The sequence below is a fragment of the Bacillus cereus group sp. Bc061 genome, from assembly GCF_027715825.1.
Taxonomy (GTDB): Bacteria; Bacillota; Bacilli; order Bacillales; family Bacillaceae_G; genus Bacillus_A; species Bacillus_A paranthracis.
On sequence record NZ_JAQFTZ010000010.1, the window covers coordinates 60,921 to 85,000 of the forward strand.

The following is a 24,080-nucleotide window of genomic DNA, read 5'->3' on the forward strand; positions in this document are numbered from 1 at the left end:
GGGATTAGTTCAATATCTCAAAAGCTATTATATTACATAGTTTTATGAGCAAACGTTATATAATGTTGTGTGGGATACATAACCTGTCATCCCTTTATAAGTAACTTTTAACCACTGTTTAGAATTACTATAATGCCCTTGAACATACTCACCTGTTACCCATGTGCCAGTAATTTTCTGACCACTAGTAAATGTATGTAAGACAGGTGATCCCACAGTGTAACCACTGCGCATCTTTGCACCATATGTACCTACCGTACCTCCCTTGGCACAAGCTGCTACTACTGTTTTATTTTCAGTAGTATTCGTAGCCGCGAAAGCAGAGCTGTTAAATGTAAATAAAGTAAACATAAAAGCTGTTAATAAAGTACAAATAGATAAGCGACGTAACAAAATAAATTCCCCCTTTTTTTATAATTTCTTTCTTCACAAACGATTATCTTAAATATTCTAATTATTTTCAATATATTAATGTTGAGAAATATTAGTTGTATTTTTGAAATAAAATTTTATCAAAAATAGTAACAAATTCATATTTTACAGAGAGCCCGAAAATAGTCTTCTACCTATATAAAAGCCCCTTCACCTTAAGGCAAAGGGACTTTCTCATTCCTATTTCAAACTACCCGCAATCTCCGTAAAGATAACTCCAAGTGCATGCGCACCTGCATCAGGATATCCTAAACTTCTTTCACCAACTGTGCCGGCACGGCCCATGCGAGCTACGATTTCTTTTGTGTACTCTGCTCCTTTGACCGCTGCTTCTGCTCCTTTTTCAAAGGCAGTTTTCATGTCTTCTTCGCTTGAAGCGCTAGCTAACCAAGAGTCTACACATGGAGCAAGTGCGTCAACAAGCGTTTTATCACCAACTACCGCTCCTCTGCCGAATGATCTTTCACCGATAGATTGTATGCCTTGCAGTGCTGCTTGCAACATTTCAGCAAATTCTTTCACTGTTAACTCACGCTTCTCGCCTGCTGCTTTACTAGCTGCGCGGAATGCACCGCCCCAAATTGGACCAGATGCGCCGCCGCAATGTTCCATAATAATCATGGAACAACCGTCAAGGAATGATCCGATCGTTACGTTTTCTTGTTCTACAATCGAATGCCACTCACGTTTTAATTGCTTGAATCCTTTTGCTACACTCATTCCGAAGTCTCCATCACCAGCATGCGTGTCTAGCTCACAGAACGGTACTTCATTTTTAATAATAATATCGCTCATTTTATCAACGAGATAAATCATGTTGTTTAATGTGATGACATTCTCTTTAATCACAGCGTGCTCTTCCGCTGTTTCTAGTTCAAATGAAACTTCCTTCTCTTCTGTCTCTTCAAGTACATTTACATACTCAACACTTTCAACTGGCCCATCTACTTTAAACGCTGGTGTATTACACTCTTTTGATAGTAATGTTTTTAGCTCGTCATCTAGCTTCATCACTGTTAAAGACATACCAGCCATGTCGATACTCGTCATATAGTTGCCGACGAATACTCTATTGATTTTAATGTTTCTAGCAGCTAATTCTCTCGTAACTGCATTGTTAAATAGGTAAAGTTCTTGCAGTGGTGTTCCGCCAAAACCGTTAACTAGCAGTGCGATTTCCTCGCCGTCTTTTACTCCTAAATCTTTCATTAAATCATTTGTCATACGGTTAGCTAATTCATCAGCCGACAGCATTTTTTCACGTTTAATTCCTGGTTCGCCGTGAATACCTACGCCGTATTCCATTTCATCTTCCGCAAGTGTGAAAGTAGGTGATCCGCTCGCTGGAACTGTACAAGAAGTTAACGCTAAACCGATTGTGCGCACGTTAGCAGCTGCTTTTTCGGCTACTGCTTTCACCGCTCCTAAATCCATACCTGCTTCCGCTGCTGCACCGGCAATTTTATGAACGAGAATAACGCCCGCAACGCCGCGGCGTCCTACTGTGTACAGGCTATCTTCTACCGCAATGTCATCGTCTACTTTTACATAGTCGACTTCGATTCCATCTTCAGTCGCTAAATGTGCACCGTTTTTGAAATTCATAATATCGCCGCTGTAATTTTTAATAATTAATAACGTACCTTTTTTACTAGCTGTCTCTTTAATCGCTTGGTACACCTGAATTTGTGAAGGCGAAGCAAACACATCTCCGCACACTGCCGCATCTAACATTCCTTTTCCGACTAATCCCGCATGTGCCGGCTCATGACCACTACCGCCTCCGCTAATTAACGTTACTTTATTTTCGTTCATTTCTTTCTTCTTAATGACTTTATATTTTTTCAAAAGCTCAAGCTCTGGATGAGCCATAACCATTCCGTTGCACATTTCCATTACTAATGTTTCTGGTTTGTTTATAATCTTTTTCATTGTAGTTCTCCCTCAATTCCTTTAATATATTGTGATATATTTGAAATCTTCTTCTTACTATCCATGTTAAAATGAAAGCGTTTTATAGTAAACGGACAAAATGGACAATCTGTCTAAAGACACCGCTCTCATTTATAGATAGGATTTTTATATTACTAACATTCTAGGGATGATTCAGATGACCTCTTCTATAATTTCTAAAAAGATAATTGCGAACTCATTGAAGTATTTAATGGAAACAGAGTCGTTTCATAAAATATCAGTGAGCGATATCATGTTACACTGTCAAATGCGTAGGCAAACTTTTTATTATCATTTTAAAGATAAATTTGAACTATTAAGCTGGGTTTATAGAGAAGAAACGAAAGAGAACATTATCGACTTTCTCGACTATGAAACGTGGGAAAACATTTTCGATTTATTATTGGATTACTTTTATGAAAATCAAAAATTTTACCGAAACGCTTTTAAAGTCATTGAACAAAACTCGTTTAATCACTATTTATTTGAGCATACGAAAAACTTATATATGAAGATTATTGATGAACTATCCGTGAGCTGCGGATTCAGCCTTTCTGATGAGACAAAAAATACGATTGCCTCCTTTTATAGTCACGGCTTCGTTGGAACGATAAAAGATTGGATTGAAAGCAAGTGCGAAGTAAATCCTTCCATTATGTCTTCTCTCATGAAAAATATGATAAACAATCAATTACTACTATTACTGGAGCAATCAGCAAAGTAATTAAAGGGGGGCAAAAGCAATGAAAAAGATTATGAATGATGTACAAAATATCGTTCAAGATATGATGCATGGCTTTTATTTTGAACATAACGACAAAGTAAATTACGACGAAACAAATAACATCATTTATGTAAAAGATATTGAAAAACTAAAGCAAAACGTCGCGATTATAAGCGGCGGTGGTAGCGGACACGAGCCTGCTGATATTGGTTATGTAGGAAAAGGAATGCTTACGGCGGCCGTAAACGGCAGTATTTTCACTCCGCCTACAGTGGAACAAATTGTGGCGGCAACTCGCCTCATACCGAAGGAGAAAAGCATTTTATTCATCATTAAAAACTTTAAAGATGATGTTCAGAACTTTTTAGCGGCAAAGCAAATCGCAAAAGAAGAAGGAAGACAAATTGACCACATCATCGTAAATGACGACGTTTCAATTGAAGATGATGCTTCTTTTAATAAAAGAAGACGCGGCGTCGCTGGTACTGTTTTCGTTCAAAAAATATTAGGTGCGGCCGCTCTTGAAGGTCATTCTTTAGAAGAACTGACTGCACTCGGCCGTTCTATCACTGAAAACTTACACACATTAGGAGTCGCCCTTTCACCTGCCAACGATCCGGTGAAAGGACAAGCTTCATTCACATTAAACGAAGATGAAGTCTTTTACGGCGTCGGTATTCACGGCGAAAAAGGTTACCGTAAAGAAGCACTATCCTCTTCTGAAATATTAGCGATTGAACTAATGAACAAACTTAAAAGCATTTATCGCTGGAGAAAAGGCGACAACTTCGCCATCCTCATTAATGGACTCGGCGCCACTCCATTAATGGAACAATACATTTTCGCAAATGACATTCGCCGTTTATGTGAGCTAGAAGGATTACAGATTACATTCGTAAAAGTTGGTACCCTTCTAACTTCTTTAGATATGAAAGGTGTTTCTTTAAGTTTACTTAAGGTAGAGGACTTGAACTGGGTGAAGTGGTTGAAAGAAAATACGGAAACTGCTAGTTGGTAATACAAATAGGATGGTTTGTTTCAATTGGCCATCCTATTTTTGTACGTAATTCAGCTATGAGAAAAATTCAATTACTGAAGAATTCTGCACTCAATATTACAGCAAATTTACATTAAAAATGTAAATCCTCATTTCCTTCGTATTTTCCTTTATTAAGCCTTTTTCTTATAAATAATTCTGCAACAATTAAATTAGGTACCCACGCTAACCAAGCAATAATAGCATAACTAAGTTCAAAATGTTCTATTCCAAATAGAACGATAAACAACGGTAGCCAAATTCTTAATGTAACTGCCGCAAAGGTTAAAGCATAATTTCTAATCATCCAATTCCGATGCTCTTTCATTTTTTTATTCTTAACTCTATGTAACGCTTGATATGCTGATGTTAACCAAAATACGGATAACAAACCGAAACCTAGCTTTGCTACCAATCCTCCCGTAGCATAAAAGGACAGGTACAGTCCAGAAATGCCCCCTAATAATATACCAACCATATAGATTCTCCCCATTATTCGATGACGATTGATATTCCTTTCTCTAAATTTAGTCGATAATGTAAACGGACCAATTACTAATGCTACTATACTCGTTGTAATATGCGTAAATAACATACTATACCAGAACTCACTTAATTTAGATCCATACATAAGCTTCGCTTTTACAAGCCCTGTTTGAAATCCATCCATAATAAAATATTGGACAACAATATAACCAGATACTAAAAGAGCAAAACAAGTAAATACAAACCAAATTTTCCTGTTCAAATTTTACTGCCTCCTTATTACATGAAGGAATTAGATTATACATTACTGTTCATTCTAGGGAAAAATAGAAAAGCCTTCTTTACTGATCTATTCAACACATTGATTTTATAAACCGAATGACTTACATGCAGCGACGAATAAAATATATGATACAAGGCCCTTCTTCATACATAAAAACCCTCAAGTATGTCGTTCTATACTTGAGGGTTTTTCATTTATTCTCTCTCGTCTCTCATTTTCTTAAATCAATAATTAGCTCATCTGTAATCTGCTCAAGATGGAAAAATCTTTTTATATAATGGATATCAGACCATTTTTCTTCTCCACCAATAATAAATAATTCTTGCGCATCATACATAAATGAAAAGCTTGGATAGAAACTGTCCGCTTTTATTTCAATCCCACCAGTACGATTACTGATAATCTTACAGTCTACCGAATAGCTTAATAACGTATAGAGAGAATCTTGTGCTGATTGGAAGAAATACACTGTATCTATTAAGTAAAAAAAAGAGAATGCACCATTCACATTTTACCGTGTTTGAGTATGGGGAACTAGAATCATTTTACAAACGAGCATAATCACCTCACTGAAGGATCACAGGTCTTCCAAATAAAGCTGGATAATAAATTAACATCGCCCCTACAAATGAACACACTAAACAAAAAACAGCCTCGTATTTTATAACTAGAGAAGAATTGGTATCAAGCTTTTTTTCCTCTCTTTTACATATCATTTTAAAAACTCTATATAATACATATCCAACAATCGCCCCGAGGGTGTTCGTAAATAAATCATCAATATCTGTAATTCTATTATTTAGTAATTGATTTAACTCAATTGCCAATGAAAAAAAGAATCCTGCACATACGGTATTTTTCATTTTTCTAAACCGAGGCCAAATAGTCGGTAGTAAAAAACCGAATGGCATAAACAGTAAAATATTCAAAAGATACGTCGTACTACCTGCCGTATCAAATAGAGTCAAATTAATTTGATTTACACGAATCCATGTTTCATATCTACTTATATCCCATACAGTCGCGATTTGCGTCACCTTATACACTAGCGAAAGGTAGAATAGAAAAACATATACCCATAAAAAATGCCGAATAGATATATTGTTTTTCGCTTTAAAATAAAATCCAATTTGAAATAAAATACAAAACATAATTGTAAAAAAATAAGTATACAAATAACTAATCAAAACTCCTGTATGCATGTAGAATCCCCTAACTTTACATTTTCATCTATTATTTTAGAACATAGCTCAAGAACCGGTACTTTGTTCATATATTTAATCTTCTACTTTGTCTTCGAATATCGGGAATATATGAAAAATAAAAAATCCCCACTTCTTCATTTTCAGTCTCCTCCTTGATGTAACTTGTTTATAGGATAGGAAAAACTTTTAAAATAAAAAGTGGGGTAAATATAAAATTTTTCTTAAATTTTCAGTTGGGTTTTATTATTGCTCTTGCTAGGAATCCGCCAGTAATAATCAAATTTCTAATATCATGAGTATTACATCCCTTTCGGCAGTAATTTTCCCATTATATTGTTCTATAATATTCTTCACAATAAATAAATCAAAACCTATACTCTTTTTCGTGCTTTGTCACCGATATAAAAGATATCAATCCACAATCTATTCATAAAAAATTGTGCTACTTTAAGTGGAATCTAATACTTTCCTATACATCATTTTAAGAACAAACATAGAAGAAAGTGCAAATTCAGCAATATTTTTGACTCAAGCTGTCAAAACTTATATAAAAGAAGTAGTAAACTTATAACTATACTATTTGTAAAACGTTATGATAAAGCAATTTAATATGTTTTTTATTTTTGGAGGATATTCATTATGACTAAGGTTGATTTAATAAAAGAAAAAATTATTGATACATCTTTATATTTATTTAATACACAAGGTATAACTCATACCTCTATCCAAGATATAATGACTGCTACCGATTTGCCTAAAGGAGCGATTTATCGTAGATTCAAAAACAAAGATGCAATTGCACTTGCTTCCTTTAAAAGAGGCGGAGAAATTATGTGGCAACATTTTTATAAAGCAATGGAAAACAAAGAGCATACAATCGATAAGATCATTGCACTTTTTCTTGTATACAAAGATGCAGCCAATAACCCACCAATCCCTGGTGGATGCCCTTTGCTCAATACTGCCGTTGAAAGTACAGGCCTATTCCCGGAGTTACAAAACGCTGCTAAAAAGGGATTTGATGATACAATAGTATTACTGGAGTCTGTTTTAAAAGAAGGAATTGAAAAACAGGAATTCACAGACGACATGGATACTTTATCACTTGCTTCTTTTCTTTCATCGTCAATGGAGGGAGCCATTATGGCTAGTCAAGTATGTAATGATAATATTCATCACCATTATTTTATTGAGCAAGTAAAACGTCTGCTTACTTCTTATTCTAAATAATGCTTTTATCTTATCCTAAATATCGCTCAAACAGGTCGTCACTCTTCGAAGAAAGACATGCTGTCGCTTTTTCAAATAAAGAAATTATCCCGCCCATTTAATCGCTCTATTTCTCCAATGGGCAGGGTTGTTATTTTTATATCTTAATTTTGTTTACAGCACTAGTTATGAATAGGTAATAGTAAAAGGCAATCTTAATCCTTTTGAGGAAGTACAATCCTCTTATATAATTGAACAGTCAACATATAATAAGCACCATAAATAATTATAAAAATAGAGATTGGTATCCACATGTTTAAATAAGGGTTAATTACGAAAGAAGAAAAAATATTCATCCCAACAAACACATGAGTAATACCAACAATTGCAGGGAATACAAATACAAAGAATAATTCTTTATAAATTGACTTTGTTAATAATTCACGGCGAACTCCAATTTTATGAAGCATTTGATAACGCGCCACATCGCTCGAAGCACCTGATAATATTTTAAACATGAGACAACTTGCCATCATTGTTAGGAAAGCAATTCCTAGGAAAAACGCCATAAACAATATTCCGTTTACAAAACCTGAATATATTGTGTAGTAATGGTATTTTGTTGATCCTAATAATAATGATTTTATATTGTTTACTTCCTTTTCTAACTCAGTAACTAAATCTTTATACTTCACTAGTTGTAAATTATTAATTTCTTTCCATTCCTTCACATATTTCATGTAATCATCTGATTTCCCTATAAATGTTACATTCTCTGATTTTGCTATGTTCTCATACATTTTTTGATTAACAATTTTAATAGGATGCTTCAAATGAATAGCAACATAATCCGGCACAATCACCTCAAAAGCCATTTTCCATTTTGGAGACATTTCTTTCATATCGTCTTCATATTTTATATCCTCGCCTAATACAGAATTTAAAGGTAGTTTTTCTTTATTACGTATTAGCTTTTTTGGTCCATCCGCATCCTTTTCTATTAATAAAGGATCCTTTTCTAAATCTTCCTTAATGAAATAAACGAACTTCTCATCCACTTTATAGCGATATTCTCTTGTTTCTGTAAATTTAATATCACTTAATATTTTCTTTTCCTCAGCTGTCGGATTATGAATAGTAACATCATAATAGGTAAACTTATCTAATTGAAATGGAATATTATTTTTAAAAGCCATCCCCCCAGATATTGCTCCAGCACCTAATGCTACTAGCATTGTAATCGTAGCTAAAACTTTCGTTAGATTACTAATCCGATAGTTTAATTGAGCAAATGTAAAAGCATTAACTCCCTTTTCATTAAACTTCTTATTAGATTTAATCATTTTTACGATAAGCGGTAATACAGCTCCAAATAACATATATGTTCCTGATGTTACAGTGATTAAAGATACGACTATCCCGCTAACCTGTAACCTCCACATATTAATCATTGCAAAATACCCAACTGCTAATAAAATCAAGGCAAATACTGCACGTACTGCCGTTTTTATTCCTCCTACCTTTACTTGATCCGTTTTTGCATTTCCATGCACTAGTTGTAATACCGAAGTATTCGATAATTTAAAGCTATTGATAACCGCATTGATAAAAAAGATGGTTAAGAAAAATGTACAAGTTGCTTTTAATGCTGGTAAATGCAACGCATTATATCCAACCGCATCAAATGCAAGTTGTGCCATAAGCAATTTTCCTGTCGTATATGAGAGAACGATTCCAACTAACCCACCAATTACAAGAGATGCAACCCCTAATGCCATCGTCTCTATAAACATAATAGTGACAACTTTATCTCGTTTCGCCCCTAACATCATGTACATCCCAAATTCTCTTTGGCGTAGAGAAAATAGAAATGAATTCGCATATAGAATATAGAAAAATGTCACAATCCCAACTAAAAATGAGCCTGCTTTAAATATAAATAAAATCGCACCAATTGAATTATTCTCTTTCAAAAACACTTCATTCGTTCCTAATGTTTGGAACATATAAAAAATAGAAATGGCTATAATTAACCCCGTCAGCAAGATTCCATAATCTTTTTTCTTGCTTTGGATAGCCCCAATAGCTAATTTGAATAACATCATTGAACTTCCTCTCTTATATTTGTGTCGTATCCATGTTTGCCATAACATTTAAAATCTCTTTATAAAATGTCTCACGATCACTCGTACAATGTAATTCTTTATATAACCCTCCGTCTTTAATAAATAAAATCCGTTCACAATAGCTCGCACTATAAGGATCATGCGTAACCATCATAATTGATACATTTTGCTTTTTATTAAGGTTTTTCATCGCCTCAAGTAAACTTTTTGCATTTTTGGAATCGAGCGCTCCTGTTGGTTCATCCCCTAAAATAATTGCTGGCTCATGTACAAGCGCACGTGCTGCAGCAGTACGCTGTTTTTGTCCTCCTGAAACTTCCGCAGGATATTTTGGAAGAATTGATGAAATATCTAATATTTCCGCTACTTTCTCTACCTTTGGTTTTATATTTCGTGATGGAACACCTTGAAGTGATAAGGGAAGAGCAATATTCTCATACACAGATAAGTTCTCCAACAGATTAAAATCTTGGAATATAAATCCTAATTTTTGAGAACGGAAATCAGAAAGCTCATCCTGCTTCATTTTTGTAATATCCGTACCTGCAATTTCAATTACACCACCTGTCGCCTTATCTAATGTTGAAATTACATTTAGCAAAGTTGTTTTCCCTGAACCAGACGGCCCCATAATTCCAATAAACTCACCCTCTCTTACCGAGAATGAAACATTCTTTAAAGCATGGGATTGATTTTCACCTTTTTTCCCATACGTTTTTTTCACATTTTCAACTTTTACAACTGTTCTATTCACTTAAACCCCTCCAGGTATTTAATTTCCTCTAAATACTCTACTAATTTTAAAATAATTATGCTTTTTTCTTTCCATATGTCATAGTTCGCCACATTTTCTCTAGTGGCCCCATTTTAAAGAATTTAAACCAAATTGAAGTATATATAATTTGGATCGTAAAAATAAGTAACGCTATCCAAACCGTTTGTGTAGGTGATACAAATTCAATATTTGCAAATGAAAATATTACTTTGGCAATGATGCTTTGTGCTACATAATTTGTAAGAGCCATTCTTCCTACAGAAGCAACTGGTGTAAACAACGTAGCAACTGTTTTATTTTCTAATAATAAAAATATCGTACTTAAATATAAAATAACCGTTGGGATACTACTTAGTTTAATAATCAGGGATAATTGATTACTGTTTGCACTAGATGCTAGCCAAATCCAGACAGCACCACCAATGACTAACGGTAACATCGCCAATTGAATTCTCATAATTTGTTTTTTAAATTCCCCAATTCTTCGTATCCACCCAGCTTTAGATATCCCAAAGCCAGCTAAGAACATCAATAAAATTAAAGTCGAATCTGTCGTTACAAATGTTACGATTGAAGTAACCATTTCATTTTCAATATTTACAAGTTGTATTACGATACAAACTAAATAAGCACTAGAAATCCCGCCTAACCACTTAGCTATCGTAGATAAACTTGCATGATAAAATGGGATTAGTAATAAACCTATACATGCATAAGCACCTAAAATACTCCCAAAAAATATAAACATATGGAAAAGACTTATAATGAAAAGTGTTCCTAAACGTCTAGCAAATCGCCTTTTAGGATTATCGCCACGCTTCTCAGCATTTGAAGCAAAAATGTAAAAGCCTACTCCAAATAAAAATGAAAAAATAGAAAAGAACTTCTTTGTAATTATCACATCAATTAATATACGAATGACTTCATCTATACCACTATAATTTGTAGGTGCTGAAGATCCCTCAACTACTATTTGAAATGCTGGTATGTTAATAAATAAAATACCTAACAATGCAAATCCACGAATAATATCAAGTGATATGATTCTATTTTTTGAATTTATTATGGAATTCATAATTTCCTCCTCAAATTAAATTACATACAGACCAAACCAGACGGTTCGGTCTGTTTTTTAAAAAATTAATAGCATCTTCTCGCTAGCTTATAACACTTTATAAAACAGCATCTAATTTTTCTAATATTGATTTTTCAATCTTAGTTTTATCAGCTTTTTCTTTCTTAGAAACAATACCTCTCCTATCTTCCCAATGTATAATATAATATTGATTTTTCTCAAAAACATCATTTGACGCAATTCTAAGCTTTCTTTCTTTTCCCTCTTTATCGTATCCTGTCACGTTATAAACATTGTTTGTGCTCATTTCACCACTACTTAATCTTTCTCTTTCCACTATAGGATCGGCTATTATCTTCACATAATATTCTTTCGTTGAATAATATCCATTGCTGGAAGTAAGATAATAAAAAGCACCACCACAAATTACTACTAAAACCATAAACGTACTAAAAAGCCATTTCATATAAAAATACTTCTCCTTTTGTATTAATTTAAACATCTATCATTAAGATATAGCGAAAATTAATATATTCATTTTAGAAAACAACATCACATAATAATTGGCACAATAAAAAGTTTTCATTTCGTGAAGTTTTATACTCTCCTATAGAAATTGAATTTTCTACATTACATATCTCTCCTTTATAAATATTCTTCAAAAACGTGTCATTATATAACGATGAATGCCGTTAGTATATTGCAAAAATAGCACTGTGAACAATTGAAATAGATTACATTACAATTACAATATTGTAAGATAAATCTCCTTGCATTTTCCTCTCTAACCCGCTACCATCCCTGAAATTTATCACAATAAAAACATAAAAAATCAGCATCTATATTTTTAGAAATATAGAAAAAAAACACTTTCCTCATATAATTCCTTCTATATTCGTTTTAAGAAAATGAGGTGGAACATTCACAAATAAAGTGCCAATTACAAGCATGTGATCATTACACGTTTTCCACATAGCTCTAAAATAAAAAAGACGCTTTACAGTGTCTTCTCTTTATAAAAATACTTCTATATAAATTTTACAAACTAAAAATTTATATAATAAAAAAACCTCAAGTATATCATTCTATACTTGAGAGTTTACTCATCTATTCCTCCGCATCCCTCATACTGTAATACCCCAAATTAATAATAATCAAGAAATACCCACCCATAATTCCAGCAGCAAATGTCCACATGTACTCACGGTGTTCAATTTCATACATAATAATCGCGCCGAGAATTGCGGCTGCGAACCGGTTCATCATTCCGAGCATCGGTGCTTTTTCTTTTTTTACGATGCTGTCTCCGAACTTTTCAATACGTCTTCCTAAAATCCAGGCGCAGTACATACTTACTAAAAGGCCAATGCTTATCCCTACGAACTGTGCTGAAAAAGGTGTCACAAGCCACCCCAATAACATTACGCCTAGCAAACAATATATTTGTATGTTGAATGATCTTAATGCCATACGAATCATGTTATACTCCTTACCTTTCTCTTTAATTCCATCTTTCGGACTTCAAGCTTTCAGATATATCTTTTTTAAAATGAGGGAATTTGATTTTACTCACCATTAAATACGCGAGTATGCATGTACCAAACGCCACGGAAACTGGATTATTCAGGAGGCATAAAATAAGAAGACAAATTGCCGCAAATGGAATAGGCATGCCGATAAAGGTTGGGAGTTTGCTTTGCTGCGTGTTAAATCTTGCAAGCCGCAGCATTCCGCAAATACTGTAAGCGAGCGCACATATCATCCCAATAGACTGCAAATCTTTTAGCGCAACACTATAGGCAAAAATAGACGGTGCCACGCCAAACGTAACTAAATCCGCAAATGAGTCTAACTCTCCGCCAATTTCCGAAACAGAATCAAGTTTCCGAGCCACCATACCATCAAACAAATCAAATACCATACCTGTAATAATGAATATGGCTGCACCATACATATCTTGAAAGAAAACAGAATAAATGGCCAATATCCCACAAATAAAATTCGCTATCGTCATCATATTTGGTATGTAACTCATCATACGCTTCTCCTCCTTTCTACTCATTATCTCATTCAAGTTCTTACTCATTACAATCAAGATCCTTCTGTTTTTCTTCCAATATCACCTTATTTATTTTCTTTAACGTATCCGTCATTTGTTCTAAAGCATTTATATCGATTTTAGAAAAATACTTCTCAATTAATACATCATCTAACTTAGACAACTGCTCCATATACTTACTACCGTTCGGACCAAGTGTAAGGAAATACTCCCTTTTATTATTAGGATTTACTTGTTTTGAAATCATCTTCTGCTTTTCCAATTTCGATAAAACTTGACTCACAGCGCTTTTCGATATGTTAAAAGTAGTCGCAATGTGATTCGCTGTCGTGTTTTCATTTAAATGAATATGAAATAACATACTCTCTTGCTGTCCTGTAAGACCGTACTCATCTTTCAACTCCTGAAATAGTAAAATGTAGAATTCATTATAGGCTCGGTTCATTTCATTAATTATTTCTTTATACGTTCTAGTCATAGCACTCTTCCTCCATGCTGTTATTTTGTTTCGTTTAATAGTTAAGTTCACTTAACTTAACTATATTATACCGTTATGCTTGTGTAAAGGGAAATCAATTTCCATACTTTAAAAAAGAAGACATCCATTAAGATGTCTCCTTCTCATACGTAAAGCTCTAAACTTTCACTATTCTTCTCAATTACATCTTTATACAAGCAAAAGTGTTTCTCTCACCTCAACTTATATATTAGACAATATATAAGTTTTATGTTGTAAACTACTAACCGTTAATTAACTGTTGCTTAAATTCATCTAAAACTCTCTTTCTCTCTTCATAATCTTCCGTATCGGCTTCTTCCCAAAGCTCAAGGTCAGCCCCACGTTCAATTAATGCAATTGCCTTGTTACGAACTTCTTCTTGAAGACAGCCTTTCTCCAATTGTATTGCCGCAAGACCAATATATACTAAAGATATTTCTTCTAACTCTTCCTCTATATCAAACTCATCTACATACTCTTCTAAAATGAACTTAGTTGCTTCTTCCGCACTATTACCCTCTTCTATATACTCAATAAATTGATCTTTCACATCACAAGTCGTGTCATCATCAAATAATCCAGTTCCCCAAGCGCCCATATGCTACAACTCCTTCTTTGTGCTTTTTTCATTTCTATTTCAATCTTAAATATAATAAAAATTCATTACAAGACTAGTTATATACATCGTTATATTTTACAATTACTATAGGCAATAAATATCTTTCACTACATGTACCATTCTGAATAATCAAACATATTCATCGATAAAATTCCATATAGACCCAGTAATGGTTAAAATGTTATAATGAAATCACCCTACATAGTTACTCATATTTAACTTGAGGAACTAGCGTCTTATTAAGCAATGCGCATAAATCAAATAAAAAAGACACTTTTTACAGTGTCTTTTTTATTTATATTCTCATAGAAAATATCTCTTTTATACACAAAATCTAGCAAATGAAAAAGGAGACTATCATATGGAGCATCCTCTAGCAAGAGAATTACGTAACATACGTATATGCCTTATCATCTTAATTATCGTCATCGCATTTTGGGACCGTGAGAAACCTGTAGAAATCACTGACCATAGTAGCGATCCTATGTTAAACACTAGTAATATGACCCAAATTGGCGATCATACATTTGCCTATAAAGATGAATCTAATCAAATTAAAATATTTAAGTTTAACCCAGATACAAATGAAATAAAGCTAATAAAAGAATTTTACGCTAACGAATATTAATGAAATAAATGGGACGGAAGGCACCTCAAGGTGTCTTTTTTTATTTTCAAAAGGACCTGCTCACATTCAGGCGTCAAACATAAAGTAAATGGAATCCGTTAAAAAACACGAGTGACCCTTTGTTTTCCCCTCTTATTAAAGGAGGAACTATTATGGGATTTGGTGGTAGTTGCGGCGGAGGCTGCGGTTTTGCTGGAGGATTTGCATTATTAGTTGTATTGTTTATTTTATTAATCATCGTTGGAGCTGCTTGCTTCTGCTAAACAAACTATTGGAAAAGACACTCTTATATGGGTGTCTTTTCTTTGTAAACTAAAAAGTATATGAAATGAAGACATAGTAAAAACGGGATACTTACTCAAATTGTTTTTCACCTTATTAATTATATCCAAAAAGTTGGATAGCTTCTTTTACTACTCATGTTATTAATGAATAAAGCAATAACTACAATAACAAGGGAACCAACTAAAACTGGTGTTACTAAATAACTCCAACTGTATGCTCCTAAAATAACGACAATTGGATCAGCCCCTGCCGGAGGATGCGTTGTTCTCGTTAACATCATAACGGCTATTGCCATCCCCACTGCTAAAGCTATCGTCCAATATTCATTCCCAAACAAATGATATATTGATAGACCAATGAAAGTTGAAATCAAATGTCCTCCAATAATATTACGTGGCTGTGATAACGGTGCATTCCAAACTCCAAACGCTAATACACAACTCGCCCCAAATGGAGCCATTAACAATTCTGTAGAAGTTATACTCGTTAAATATGTTAAGGTGAGAATTGTTAAAAATCCCCCTAATAGTCCCGTCAAAGAGTCCTTTATGTTTACTTGTAACGGACTTCTTCCTTTCCCTTTCATTTTTGCAAAATATCGTACACTTATTGGTGGAGCCTCTTTCTGCTTAGCTGCTGTTATATGATTCATCATTCTCCTCCTTTATTTACCAATAATTATATTTCAAACAAACTAACTGGTCAATATTAATTTTAGGGGTTAGTTTGAAAATACATAAAAAAAGATCAACTGCTATAAGTTGATCCCTAAACTTCTTCACATTTTCGATCCTGGAATTTTGCTACCTTTTTTCGGTTCCCACATATTTTCATAGAACACCATTTTCGTTTCCCACTTTTATCTATAAATAATAAAACACAGTCGGGATTTGAACACCTTTTAAGAGAAATAAGCTTATTTTCTGTTATTAAGGTTAAAGCATCAAATGCAATTATCGATACAAGTACATCCTCAACTTCTCCAACTGGGACAGGTACTAGACGCTGTTCAATGACTTTATATGTAAAGGGTGCCTTCTCAATTTGTTTTTCTAAATACGTAATAAAATCATTAGAAATTTCGTGCTGATCAGCAATTGCCTCAAACTGTTTTCTCAGTACTTCTCTTGCCTCTAATATGCTAGATGTAACTTGATCCATTCGTTCTTGAATTCCTATAAGTGTTTTTTCATTCCAAAAAGGAAGATTAACCTTTATTACATATAGCCATTCTAATACATCTTCATCCGTTATTAATAAATCATAACGTTGTCCACGCCTAACTAACTCTGTATTCACTAAATCTAATGAGAGATTTCCACATATAAGCGGGAATTGTTTTGTTTCCTGCATGTACTCATCACCTACTCTTTAAATAATCATATTCCAAATTCATACAGAAGTACAACTTTTTTATTAACTGTAAAGTATGAAGATCAAAGCCTTTAGCCATAATTACGACTAAAGGCTTTTTTCTATATAACTAAAAAGGAGCTGACTGTATGGAGCATAATAAAAACGGAATGCTTGCTTTAATCGTTTTATTTGTAGGACTCGCATTTTTTGTTTTCGGTATGGTTTATCATTTGTGGGGCACCTTTTAAATCGAAGAAATTTTATTTACTGGATATGAAAATGAAGAAGAACTTTCTTTACGAAAAGAACGCATATGAATTTTTAAAGAGGATGCAAAGATGCATCCTCTTTAATTTATCTTCCGTCCGAAAAATGTAAAAACAAAAACATCTTTTGTCCATTTTCCTTTCCCATACATATAAAATACGAATCCACTAATACTAGTTAGTATAATAAGCACAGCGAAATATATCCAATTTTTGTTACTACCATTCTTTAAGCTATCTATAATTTGCTCCTTAGTATTTCCAATATAAACAAATTCCCCATATCTACTAGGTAATTCTTTTATTACTTTTCCATCTACTGATCCAAGCACAACTACATTTTCTTTATTTTCTATTGCTCTAAATGAATAAAAGCGTTTATTTCCATCTGCTAACTTTGTAGCATTCGCCTGAATATCATTTATTCTTGTTGAAATTACATTCTGATCATTTAATTCCATAAAGGAAGTTTCCAAAGACACATTTTCTTTATTTATTAATTTTAATTCTTTATTTCCGATATGTATGGGTTCATTATAAAATGCTGTTACTTGGCCGTTACTCCATAACGAACGATTTGGTGCAGAAGTCTGTGTATAGTATGTTGTTTTTTTCTTTTGAATTCGATTCACTACCGCATACCCATCAGCAAGTAGCGTTTCATCGCCTGTTACACGTTCAGAATATATCTCTCCCCTTACAAAATATATACCATTTGCAGCCTCTTTTTCACTTGGAATCATCTGTATATCACCGAGTTCATTCCAGACTAAAAAACTATTTAAACTCCTATATCCATAAAAAACACATGCCATTAATAAAATGGTAAACATTGCCCCTATTTTAAATGTTGCCTTTTTATTCATTACTTGTTATTCCCCCATTTATTACGAATGCTTTCATCTTAATTATAATTAGCAATATTATTGCTGTATATATATTAATCTTTCTCTCTAAGCTAACTAACTTTTTTATCCCAATTTAAGTAAAACATCAAATAACACTGAATCCACACGCACATTTAGATTTGGATTTTACTCTTCCATTTCAGATGATAATTTTTTTAGTCAGTAATATAGGCGATGAACCAATAAGTTCTGTTTTCCGCACCAAACAACTAAAATATACACAACAAAACATCATATAATTCATATATATGCAATATTACATAGAAAAATTTCATTATTACATGCTATACTAAAACAGGAGTCGACAATCGTTATTTTCTTCTTAGTTTTAAAGCAATATGGATATATACCTTCTTATCGCATTTGGATTGTACAAACAAAAGAAGACATCTTACTAGATGTCTTCTTTTCTTATATTTTTATGAATTCCTTTGAGCAGATGCTCTCCAAGCACGAAAAGATGTTGGGTGTCCAGAATGAGCTCTTTGCTTTGCAGCAGCAACAGCTGGTTTTTCTTCAATAGTCTTTGGTTTTTCTTCCACAATCAATGATTTTTCTTCAAGAGTATTCACAGCTGTTTGCATTTTTTCCAGCTGTTCTTTTAAAGCTTGCTGTTCAATCTTTAAATCTGTAAGTAAACGTAAAATCATTTCAGAATTAGCCATAAAGATCCTCCTTCCCCCAATACACAGAATAAAATAGAATATGTCATCAGCGGAATAACGGTGACAAAAATAAGATCGTCAACTCTCTTAAAATCTAAGCACCTTTATTTTTCAAAAGGACCTGCTCAAGATTATCCGTAAAAACATAAAGTGAATTAAATCCATTAATTAATGGTCTTTATGGAAGGAGGAGTTAATATGGGCTATGGTGGTAGTTGTGGTGGAGGCTGCGGTTTCGGCGGCGGTTTCGCTTTACTTGTTGTACTGTTTATTTTATTAATCATCGTTGGCGCTAGCTGTTGGGGCGGCGGATTCGGCTGCTAAGGGGAGGCACTCTTGAGAGTGTCTTTTTTTTGTGTTTTTGGATGTACAGCCCATACCTATCCGTCGTTTCCCAGCGCTAAAAAAACAATGTTCTTGTTATCTTCTCCCTCGAAATTCGTACATTTTGAAATTGACATAACACTTAACACACCATATACTGTTAACAACAGTATACTGTCATTAACAGTATTAATCATAATTCATTCTAGGAGGAAGATCCATGAAACATACAGGAAGACATACAGGTGCATTTCTTTTGTTATTTTTAGCTGAGGGCGATAACTACGGCGGGCAATTATTGCAAAAGTGTGAGGAAGAACTTCCCGTCAATCCAATCGATAGTGCCATTTTATATCGCACGTTAAAGAAATTAGAAAACGAAGGTGCGATTGAATCTTACGTAAGCACAGATCATCAAGACAAACCGAGAAAGATGTACAAAATTACGCCTGCTGGGAAGGAACAATTGGCAGACTTTCAAATGGACATTGAAGAAAAAATGAAGAACTTATCCTTTTTCCTGGGCAAATATAAAGACTTACAGGAATCCGATCATGATTAACGGCGTGATTCTTTACACGTTAGCCATTATTCTTACTGGGATTTCTTTTATGAAGGACCGCAAGAAAACGAAAGATGCTTTAATGAAGTCATGGAACATGTTTCGCAATCTTCTCCCTGCGATGCTCTCCATCATGCTTTTTGTTGGCTTATCGCTTTCTATATTAACGCCGTCCTTTATCTCTTCTATTATTGGGGAGCAATCAGGGTTTATCGGCATTGTGTATTCAGCAATACTCGGCTCTGTTGCACTTATTCCAAGCTTTGTCGTGTTCCCTCTTGGTCATACGTTAGTCCAACACGGTGCAGGCCTACCTCAAGTTGCGGCACTTATGTCTACATTCATGTCAGTAGGAATTACAACCTTGCCCATGGAACAAAAGATATTTGGGCGAAGCTTTGCTTACGCACGTAATGCAGCTGCTTTGCTCATGTCTCTTTTATTCTCCTATATCATTTGGATGGTGATGGTATGAAAGAACTAAAAAGATATCGCTTCTTTTTCGTCTTACTACTCGGGCTCTTCATATTAACGTTTATAAATCAATCTTTAGGATGGAGTGCATTACAACTAACAGGAAATAGCATTTTAGATATGCTGTTTCTCCTCCCCCCTGTCTTACTATTTGTAGGGCTACTTGATCAGTGGGTGAAAAAAGAAACACTCATGAAATATATGGGCAAAAAATCAGGTATGTACGGAATCTTGTTTTCTCTATTATTAGGAGGCATTGCAGCTGGTCCCCTCTACGTCGCCTTTCCAATCGCAGCACTACTATTAAAAAAAGGCGCAAGCATTCGGTACATCGTATTTTTCTTAGGCGTTTGGACAACTGCGAAATTGCCAATTCTCGTGTATGAATTTTCTTCATTTGGAGCTACTTTTACACTCATTCATATTGGTTTCGGTCTAGTATTTTTCTATGTAATGGGGCTTATTTTTGAGAGGTTTTATAATCAGGAAGAGTTGCTAAGGTATGATGTTACGGAGGAAATGTAAAAGACATCTTTAATCATAAAGATGTCTTTTTATATAAACCTTAATTTTCGTTCTGTAAAACCCCTGCTACCTTTACTTCCTTTTTCTCTTCTTTTAAGAACAACGATACGATAAAAGCAACGATGATAAAGATTAATCCAAGTGCAAATGCACCTTGGAATCCAGATGTTAAACCGTTTAACTTCTCTACTGGGTCCATTGAGTTTGCGGAGCTTTCCATATACTGAGTTGTTCCTGAAGACATTTTTGAAATAAAGATAGCCGTACCAATTGCCCCAGCTACTTGCTGCAGTGTATTAAACAGTGCTGTTCCGTGCGGATATAGGTCTGGTGTTAATTGATTTAACCCGTATGTTTGTGCTGTCATGACAAACATGAGTCCAACCATTAATACGCTGTGCATAATAATAATTTGTAACATTGATGTGTCAGGCGTAATGCCTTTAAATAAGAACATTGCAATCCCTACTAACACAATGCCGGGAACGATAATAACTTTCGGACTAAATTTATCGAATAGTTTACCTGCAATTGGTCCCATTATAGCGCTAATAATACTTCCCGGAAGCATGATAATTCCTGATTTAAAAGCTGTAACGAGTAAAACTGTTTGCAAGAACATCGGTAATAAGGTCATCGTTGAAAATAAGGACATCATCACAATGACAATTAATCCAACTGATAATGTAAACATCGGAACTTTAAATGCGCGTAATTCTAAAATTGGATTCTCAATTTTTAATTGTCGAACGACAAAAATACATAATGAGATAAGCCCAACAATTAAAGTGCCATATACTTTCGCATCGGACCATCCTAAGTCACCTGATGCACTAAAGCTATACACAAACCCGCCAAATCCTAATGTCGATAAAAGGATAGATGGATAATCTACTTTTGGTCTTGTTAACTCTGAAACATTTTGAATGTACTTCATTCCAATCATAATTGAAATGATCACGATAGGAATAACAATATAGAATAACCAGCGCCAATTTAATGAATCCACAATTACTCCAGATAATGTAGGGCCAATTGCTGGAGCTGCCATCATCACAAGTGCGATTAATCCCATTGTGGCACCACGTTTTTCAGGCGGACAAATAATTAAAATCGTATTCATTAATAACGGTGAAATTAACCCCGTCGCTACAGCTTGGACGATACGGCCAATTAATAAAACAGAAAATGTCGGTGCAAATCCCGCAATTAATGTACCAGCTAAAAACGTTACCATAGCGATCAAAAACATCTGTCTCGTTGTAAGCCATTGCTGAAGTAACGCTGTAATTGGGACTAAAACCCCAACCACCAACATGTATGCTGTAGAAAGCCATTGAATCGTTGAAGCTGTTACACCGAATTCTTTCATTAATACTGTTAACGCATTACCAAGTAACGTTTCGTTTAATAATGCAACCATTGCCCCTAAAAGTAATGCAATTAAAATGGGGGTATGTTTCATATTAGAAGTATCAACTTTGCCACTTGCAGGGCTCTTAGTTGTCATATTCATTTGCAGATTCTCCTCCTGTTTCTTACTTAAAAAACTTTAAATATACCTAAACACATGTAATATAATATACATATGTAGATTAAAAAGGGAGAATCAATTTTCAGCCACTGTATATTTAATCTACAAAAAAGGAGAATTGTAGATGAACGATAATGAAAAACAAATTGATTTACGTATTAGACGTACACATAAATTACTATGGGATTCCTTATTTGAATTAATGACGCAATCAAAACAGAAATATAGTACCATCACGATTAACCAAATATGTGATCGCGCGATGGTACACCGAACAACCTTTTATAAACACTTTGAAGATAAAGATGCTTTATTAGCCTTTGGATTTAAACGATACAGCAAGATGATTGCTGAAATACCCGTTTCAGATCGATTAAGTAAACCATTTCAAGTAATGGAACAATTTCTACACCATGAAGAACTCGGTAAAATATTAGAGACGCAAATGTCTGATGAACAATTTATTAACCGGACACAGTATTTAAGTCACGAAACGAGAAAACAAGAAATAGAAGCGTTATATCAACTGCGCAAAAATCATACGATGCCAAATGATTTAATCATTGAATTTTATTCAGGGGCAATCACCTCATTAAGCGCATGGTGGTTTAAAAATGAAAGAAAAGTTTCCGCTGCTGAAATGGATAGGTATCTCCACCAACTTATTAACCAAGATATTTTTCAGTTTGAAGAGGAATAAGACTACACCTTTTCAATCATGCAATCAAATTGACCCAAAAATAGGAATATGATATATTTTCCGTAGAATACTATATAAGTGTAACAGCGAATAAATTGGCATATAATAAAAAGAAGAGATGCGCTAACATCTCTTCCTTAACTGCTACCGTATAGGGTGGTGGTTATTATACGTTATTATTTTTTGCGAAACCCACCCTTTTGCTTCCTACGGCGCGGAGTGGGTTTTTTGTTGTCCTTACCCAGAAGTTGCTTCCGCAAAAAATACGCTGAAACTTCGCACATAGTCGCTTTGACAAACTCTTTTACAAGGTCAAACAAAAAGTCCATATTATCCCCCCCTTTCCTTCCAAATAGAAAGAAGGGATAACCACCCACCCTCACAATACGCAGTTGACTTTATTTTATCAAATGATTGTAAAGATATTATGTAAATAAAACAAATGAAATTTTATATAGAAAAATATGAGTTTATATTATTTTCATTCTCTTCACTTAGATTACTTACTGCACATAGTCATACAGATTTTTCGCTAACAACAAACAAGTTACGGTAATGAAAAGGGCGCGAACATACCCGCTTCCTTTTTTTATAGCAAATCTGGAGCCGGCGATTCCTCCAGCAATTTGAGCAATTCCCATTATGAATCCATACACATAGTTTACTTGACCTACATACATAAACATGAACAATGCACCAACGTTACTTCCTAAATTAAGAAACTTCGCCGTACCTGCTGCTTTTAAAAAATCATACCCAATAAATAAAAGAGCAAACATTAAAAATGAACCTGTACCAGGGCCTAGAAATCCATCATAAAAACCAATAACAAAAATAAAAAAAGTAAAAATAATGACGTGTCGACCAGACAATTTTTTATGAGTGGAAATACTTCCCCAATCCTTTTTGAATATCGTATAAATAGCGACCACACCAAGCATGATCAGCATTAATGGCTTCAGTACTTCTGGATTCATTAAATGAACGGTCCATGCCCCTATTATGGAACCTATGAAAGTGATTGGAAATAATTTAAACGCCGATTTCAAATCAAGATTACCAGAACGATAAAACACAATATTACTAGTGGCACTTCCCATTGTCGATGCTAATTTATTTGTGGCTACTGCACTTGCTGGATTCAATCCTGTAAATAATAAAGCTGGTAACGCGATTAATCCACCACCGCCTACAACTGAATCAATAAATGCAGCTACAAATCCAAAAACAATCAAAATCATTAATACAGATGGGTCTAAATAAAAATCCATACTCGTAGCCTCCCCTTTAGTCACTATTGTAATAGTAACTATCAATTTGCTAAATGTAAAGAGTTATTGTAACGTTGAAATATAACAGCAAACATCGGAGG

The 24,080-nt window shown here is 34.2% G+C and carries 29 protein-coding genes and 1 pseudogene; 10 read left to right on the forward strand and 20 right to left on the reverse strand.

Annotated elements, in window-relative coordinates; all coding sequences use genetic code 11:
* Window positions 1-42: 42 nt before the first annotated feature.
* Both PDQ40_RS23210 and dhaK read right to left on the reverse strand, forming a co-directional pair.
* Window positions 43-393: an SH3 domain-containing protein gene (locus PDQ40_RS23210; protein WP_000946189.1), complete on the reverse strand. Its 351-nt coding sequence runs from the start codon at window positions 391-393 to the stop codon at window positions 43-45.
* Window positions 394-612: 219 nt separating this feature from the next.
* Window positions 613-2,364, reverse strand: coding sequence for a dihydroxyacetone kinase subunit DhaK (gene dhaK, locus PDQ40_RS23215; RefSeq protein WP_000720725.1), 1,752 nt, complete (start codon window positions 2,362-2,364; stop codon window positions 613-615).
* A 178-nt stretch (window positions 2,365-2,542) separates the two neighbouring features.
* On the opposite strand from dhaK, the gene dhaS reads away from it, so the two are divergent.
* Window positions 2,543-3,109, forward strand: coding sequence for a dihydroxyacetone kinase transcriptional activator DhaS (gene dhaS, locus PDQ40_RS23220; protein ID WP_270691651.1), 567 nt, complete (start codon window positions 2,543-2,545; stop codon window positions 3,107-3,109).
* Between the two features lie 19 nt (window positions 3,110-3,128).
* Complete coding sequence (dhaQ, locus tag PDQ40_RS23225) at window positions 3,129-4,127, forward strand: DhaKLM operon coactivator DhaQ (protein ID WP_270691652.1); 999 nt, start codon at window positions 3,129-3,131, stop codon at window positions 4,125-4,127.
* 112 nt (window positions 4,128-4,239) lie between these two features.
* On the opposite strand, the gene PDQ40_RS23230 is transcribed toward dhaQ, so the two are convergent.
* From PDQ40_RS23230 to PDQ40_RS23240, 3 genes and pseudogenes are all read right to left on the reverse strand, one after another.
* Window positions 4,240-4,893, reverse strand: coding sequence for a DUF2306 domain-containing protein (locus PDQ40_RS23230; RefSeq protein ID WP_061535751.1), 654 nt, complete (start codon window positions 4,891-4,893; stop codon window positions 4,240-4,242).
* Window positions 4,894-5,125: 232 nt separating this feature from the next.
* Window positions 5,126-5,380, reverse strand: a pseudogene (locus tag PDQ40_RS23235) (hypothetical protein); the annotation flags it as partial.
* Between the two features lie 100 nt (window positions 5,381-5,480).
* Entirely contained in the window at window positions 5,481-6,116 is a 636-nt protein-coding gene (locus tag PDQ40_RS23240) for a VanZ family protein (protein ID WP_270691653.1), read from the reverse strand.
* Window positions 6,117-6,758: 642 nt separating this feature from the next.
* Here PDQ40_RS23240 and PDQ40_RS23245 point away from each other — a divergent pair.
* Window positions 6,759-7,349: a TetR/AcrR family transcriptional regulator gene (locus PDQ40_RS23245; RefSeq protein ID WP_270691654.1), complete on the forward strand. Its 591-nt coding sequence runs from the start codon at window positions 6,759-6,761 to the stop codon at window positions 7,347-7,349.
* A gap of 194 nt (window positions 7,350-7,543) precedes the next feature.
* Here PDQ40_RS23245 and PDQ40_RS23250 read toward each other — a convergent pair whose 3' ends face one another.
* The 8 genes from PDQ40_RS23250 to PDQ40_RS23285 form a co-directional block, all read right to left on the reverse strand.
* Window positions 7,544-9,430: an ABC transporter permease gene (locus PDQ40_RS23250; RefSeq protein ID WP_142385829.1), complete on the reverse strand. Its 1,887-nt coding sequence runs from the start codon at window positions 9,428-9,430 to the stop codon at window positions 7,544-7,546.
* A 16-nt stretch (window positions 9,431-9,446) separates the two neighbouring features.
* A complete protein-coding gene (locus PDQ40_RS23255) occupies window positions 9,447-10,208 on the reverse strand; it encodes an ABC transporter ATP-binding protein (protein WP_098947142.1) in 762 nt (253 codons plus the stop codon).
* A 55-nt stretch (window positions 10,209-10,263) separates the two neighbouring features.
* Window positions 10,264-11,304 (reverse strand): DUF418 domain-containing protein, encoded by a 1,041-nt coding sequence (locus PDQ40_RS23260; RefSeq protein WP_098947141.1) that lies wholly within the window; start codon window positions 11,302-11,304, stop codon window positions 10,264-10,266.
* Window positions 11,305-11,401: 97 nt separating this feature from the next.
* The gene (locus tag PDQ40_RS23265; RefSeq protein WP_098947140.1) at window positions 11,402-11,770 is read right to left on the reverse strand and encodes a YxeA family protein; all 369 of its coding nucleotides are present in this window, start codon (window positions 11,768-11,770) and stop codon (window positions 11,402-11,404) included.
* Window positions 11,771-12,411: 641 nt separating this feature from the next.
* Window positions 12,412-12,783, reverse strand: a complete 372-nt coding sequence (locus PDQ40_RS23270) for an ATP synthase subunit I (protein WP_046198772.1) — start codon at window positions 12,781-12,783, stop codon at window positions 12,412-12,414.
* A 22-nt stretch (window positions 12,784-12,805) separates the two neighbouring features.
* Window positions 12,806-13,390: a CDP-diacylglycerol--serine O-phosphatidyltransferase gene (gene pssA, locus PDQ40_RS23275; protein WP_270691655.1), complete on the reverse strand. Its 585-nt coding sequence runs from the start codon at window positions 13,388-13,390 to the stop codon at window positions 12,806-12,808.
* The gene (locus tag PDQ40_RS23280; protein ID WP_000198934.1) at window positions 13,383-13,841 is read right to left on the reverse strand and encodes a MarR family winged helix-turn-helix transcriptional regulator; all 459 of its coding nucleotides are present in this window, start codon (window positions 13,839-13,841) and stop codon (window positions 13,383-13,385) included. Before PDQ40_RS23280 ends, pssA begins: the two co-directional genes overlap by 8 nt.
* Window positions 13,842-14,103: 262 nt before the next feature.
* Complete coding sequence (locus PDQ40_RS23285; RefSeq protein ID WP_000501489.1) at window positions 14,104-14,460, reverse strand: hypothetical protein; 357 nt, start codon at window positions 14,458-14,460, stop codon at window positions 14,104-14,106.
* A gap of 382 nt (window positions 14,461-14,842) precedes the next feature.
* Here PDQ40_RS23285 and PDQ40_RS23290 point away from each other — a divergent pair, with 382 nt between their 5' ends.
* The gene (locus PDQ40_RS23290; RefSeq protein WP_061131448.1) at window positions 14,843-15,109 is read left to right on the forward strand and encodes a YmzC family protein; all 267 of its coding nucleotides are present in this window, start codon (window positions 14,843-14,845) and stop codon (window positions 15,107-15,109) included.
* A 152-nt stretch (window positions 15,110-15,261) separates the two neighbouring features.
* Window positions 15,262-15,372 carry a YjcZ family sporulation protein gene (locus PDQ40_RS23295; protein ID WP_000505679.1) on the forward strand — a complete coding sequence of 37 codons (111 nt, stop codon included), beginning with the start codon at window positions 15,262-15,264 and terminating at the stop codon, window positions 15,370-15,372.
* Window positions 15,373-15,491: 119 nt separating this feature from the next.
* Here the strand turns inward: PDQ40_RS23295 and PDQ40_RS23300 are convergent, their stop codons facing one another.
* The 4 genes from PDQ40_RS23300 to PDQ40_RS23315 all read right to left on the reverse strand — a co-directional run bounded on the left by PDQ40_RS23300 (window position 15,492) and on the right by PDQ40_RS23315 (window position 18,589).
* A complete protein-coding gene (locus PDQ40_RS23300; RefSeq protein ID WP_001015679.1) occupies window positions 15,492-16,046 on the reverse strand; it encodes an HPP family protein in 555 nt (184 codons plus the stop codon).
* Between the two features lie 116 nt (window positions 16,047-16,162).
* Window positions 16,163-16,747: a CGNR zinc finger domain-containing protein gene (locus PDQ40_RS23305; protein ID WP_001158426.1), complete on the reverse strand. Its 585-nt coding sequence runs from the start codon at window positions 16,745-16,747 to the stop codon at window positions 16,163-16,165.
* A gap of 352 nt (window positions 16,748-17,099) precedes the next feature.
* On the reverse strand, window positions 17,100-17,882 hold the full coding sequence (locus PDQ40_RS23310) for a hypothetical protein (protein ID WP_270691656.1): 783 nt from the start codon (window positions 17,880-17,882) through the stop codon (window positions 17,100-17,102).
* A gap of 461 nt (window positions 17,883-18,343) precedes the next feature.
* On the reverse strand, window positions 18,344-18,589 hold the full coding sequence (locus PDQ40_RS23315; protein ID WP_000013680.1) for a hypothetical protein: 246 nt from the start codon (window positions 18,587-18,589) through the stop codon (window positions 18,344-18,346).
* Between the two features lie 198 nt (window positions 18,590-18,787).
* Here PDQ40_RS23315 and PDQ40_RS23320 point away from each other — a divergent pair, with 198 nt between their 5' ends.
* From PDQ40_RS23320 to PDQ40_RS23335, 4 genes are all read left to right on the forward strand, one after another.
* Window positions 18,788-18,913, forward strand: a complete 126-nt coding sequence (locus tag PDQ40_RS23320; RefSeq protein WP_000540377.1) for a YjcZ family sporulation protein — start codon at window positions 18,788-18,790, stop codon at window positions 18,911-18,913.
* A 220-nt stretch (window positions 18,914-19,133) separates the two neighbouring features.
* Window positions 19,134-19,475: a PadR family transcriptional regulator gene (locus PDQ40_RS23325; RefSeq protein WP_000683189.1), complete on the forward strand. Its 342-nt coding sequence runs from the start codon at window positions 19,134-19,136 to the stop codon at window positions 19,473-19,475.
* Window positions 19,468-19,950 carry a hypothetical protein gene (locus PDQ40_RS23330; RefSeq protein WP_103141946.1) on the forward strand — a complete coding sequence of 161 codons (483 nt, stop codon included), beginning with the start codon at window positions 19,468-19,470 and terminating at the stop codon, window positions 19,948-19,950. The genes PDQ40_RS23325 and PDQ40_RS23330 overlap by 8 nt, the downstream gene beginning before the upstream one ends.
* A complete protein-coding gene (locus tag PDQ40_RS23335) occupies window positions 19,947-20,474 on the forward strand; it encodes a permease (protein WP_270691658.1) in 528 nt (175 codons plus the stop codon). The genes PDQ40_RS23330 and PDQ40_RS23335 overlap by 4 nt, the downstream gene beginning before the upstream one ends.
* A 40-nt stretch (window positions 20,475-20,514) precedes the next feature.
* On the opposite strand, the gene PDQ40_RS23340 is transcribed toward PDQ40_RS23335, so the two are convergent.
* Window positions 20,515-21,990, reverse strand: coding sequence for an MDR family MFS transporter (locus tag PDQ40_RS23340; RefSeq protein ID WP_270691659.1), 1,476 nt, complete (start codon window positions 21,988-21,990; stop codon window positions 20,515-20,517).
* Window positions 21,991-22,132: 142 nt separating this feature from the next.
* Here PDQ40_RS23340 and PDQ40_RS23345 point away from each other — a divergent pair, with 142 nt between their 5' ends.
* Complete coding sequence (locus tag PDQ40_RS23345) at window positions 22,133-22,708, forward strand: TetR/AcrR family transcriptional regulator (RefSeq protein WP_270691660.1); 576 nt, start codon at window positions 22,133-22,135, stop codon at window positions 22,706-22,708.
* A 176-nt stretch (window positions 22,709-22,884) separates the two neighbouring features.
* Here the strand turns inward: PDQ40_RS23345 and PDQ40_RS23350 are convergent, their stop codons facing one another.
* Window positions 22,885-23,037: a hypothetical protein gene (locus PDQ40_RS23350; RefSeq protein ID WP_098947137.1), complete on the reverse strand. Its 153-nt coding sequence runs from the start codon at window positions 23,035-23,037 to the stop codon at window positions 22,885-22,887.
* 174 nt (window positions 23,038-23,211) lie between these two features.
* Window positions 23,212-23,979, reverse strand: a complete 768-nt coding sequence (locus PDQ40_RS23355; RefSeq protein WP_000348442.1) for a TSUP family transporter — start codon at window positions 23,977-23,979, stop codon at window positions 23,212-23,214.
* Window positions 23,980-24,080 lie beyond the last annotated feature (101 nt).

Coding starts and splice junctions, on each gene's coding strand:
- PDQ40_RS23240 (WP_270691653.1), bottom strand. CDS start 6,116: ATGCATACAGGAGTTTTGATTAGTTATTTGTATACTTATTTTTTTACA.
- PDQ40_RS23270 (WP_046198772.1), bottom strand. CDS start 12,783: ATGATTCGTATGGCATTAAGATCATTCAACATACAAATATATTGTTTG.
- PDQ40_RS23345 (WP_270691660.1), top strand. CDS start 22,133: ATGAACGATAATGAAAAACAAATTGATTTACGTATTAGACGTACACAT.
- PDQ40_RS23330 (WP_103141946.1), top strand. CDS start 19,468: ATGATTAACGGCGTGATTCTTTACACGTTAGCCATTATTCTTACTGGG.
- PDQ40_RS23305 (WP_001158426.1), bottom strand. CDS start 16,747: ATGCAGGAAACAAAACAATTCCCGCTTATATGTGGAAATCTCTCATTA.
- PDQ40_RS23300 (WP_001015679.1), bottom strand. CDS start 16,046: ATGAATCATATAACAGCAGCTAAGCAGAAAGAGGCTCCACCAATAAGT.
- PDQ40_RS23310 (WP_270691656.1), bottom strand. CDS start 17,882: ATGAATAAAAAGGCAACATTTAAAATAGGGGCAATGTTTACCATTTTA.
- PDQ40_RS23340 (WP_270691659.1), bottom strand. CDS start 21,990: ATGAATATGACAACTAAGAGCCCTGCAAGTGGCAAAGTTGATACTTCT.
- PDQ40_RS23335 (WP_270691658.1), top strand. CDS start 19,947: ATGAAAGAACTAAAAAGATATCGCTTCTTTTTCGTCTTACTACTCGGG.
- dhaK (WP_000720725.1), bottom strand. CDS start 2,364: ATGAAAAAGATTATAAACAAACCAGAAACATTAGTAATGGAAATGTGC.
- PDQ40_RS23315 (WP_000013680.1), bottom strand. CDS start 18,589: ATGGCTAATTCTGAAATGATTTTACGTTTACTTACAGATTTAAAGATT.
- PDQ40_RS23280 (WP_000198934.1), bottom strand. CDS start 13,841: ATGACTAGAACGTATAAAGAAATAATTAATGAAATGAACCGAGCCTAT.
- PDQ40_RS23320 (WP_000540377.1), top strand. CDS start 18,788: ATGGGCTATGGTGGTAGTTGTGGTGGAGGCTGCGGTTTCGGCGGCGGT.
- PDQ40_RS23355 (WP_000348442.1), bottom strand. CDS start 23,979: ATGGATTTTTATTTAGACCCATCTGTATTAATGATTTTGATTGTTTTT.
- PDQ40_RS23265 (WP_098947140.1), bottom strand. CDS start 11,770: ATGAAATGGCTTTTTAGTACGTTTATGGTTTTAGTAGTAATTTGTGGT.
- PDQ40_RS23290 (WP_061131448.1), top strand. CDS start 14,843: ATGGAGCATCCTCTAGCAAGAGAATTACGTAACATACGTATATGCCTT.
- PDQ40_RS23295 (WP_000505679.1), top strand. CDS start 15,262: ATGGGATTTGGTGGTAGTTGCGGCGGAGGCTGCGGTTTTGCTGGAGGA.
- PDQ40_RS23250 (WP_142385829.1), bottom strand. CDS start 9,430: ATGTTATTCAAATTAGCTATTGGGGCTATCCAAAGCAAGAAAAAAGAT.
- dhaQ (WP_270691652.1), top strand. CDS start 3,129: ATGAAAAAGATTATGAATGATGTACAAAATATCGTTCAAGATATGATG.
- dhaS (WP_270691651.1), top strand. CDS start 2,543: ATGACCTCTTCTATAATTTCTAAAAAGATAATTGCGAACTCATTGAAG.
- PDQ40_RS23285 (WP_000501489.1), bottom strand. CDS start 14,460: ATGGGCGCTTGGGGAACTGGATTATTTGATGATGACACGACTTGTGAT.
- pssA (WP_270691655.1), bottom strand. CDS start 13,390: ATGAGTAAGAACTTGAATGAGATAATGAGTAGAAAGGAGGAGAAGCGT.
- PDQ40_RS23350 (WP_098947137.1), bottom strand. CDS start 23,037: ATGGACTTTTTGTTTGACCTTGTAAAAGAGTTTGTCAAAGCGACTATG.
- PDQ40_RS23325 (WP_000683189.1), top strand. CDS start 19,134: ATGAAACATACAGGAAGACATACAGGTGCATTTCTTTTGTTATTTTTA.
- PDQ40_RS23260 (WP_098947141.1), bottom strand. CDS start 11,304: ATGAATTCCATAATAAATTCAAAAAATAGAATCATATCACTTGATATT.
- PDQ40_RS23245 (WP_270691654.1), top strand. CDS start 6,759: ATGACTAAGGTTGATTTAATAAAAGAAAAAATTATTGATACATCTTTA.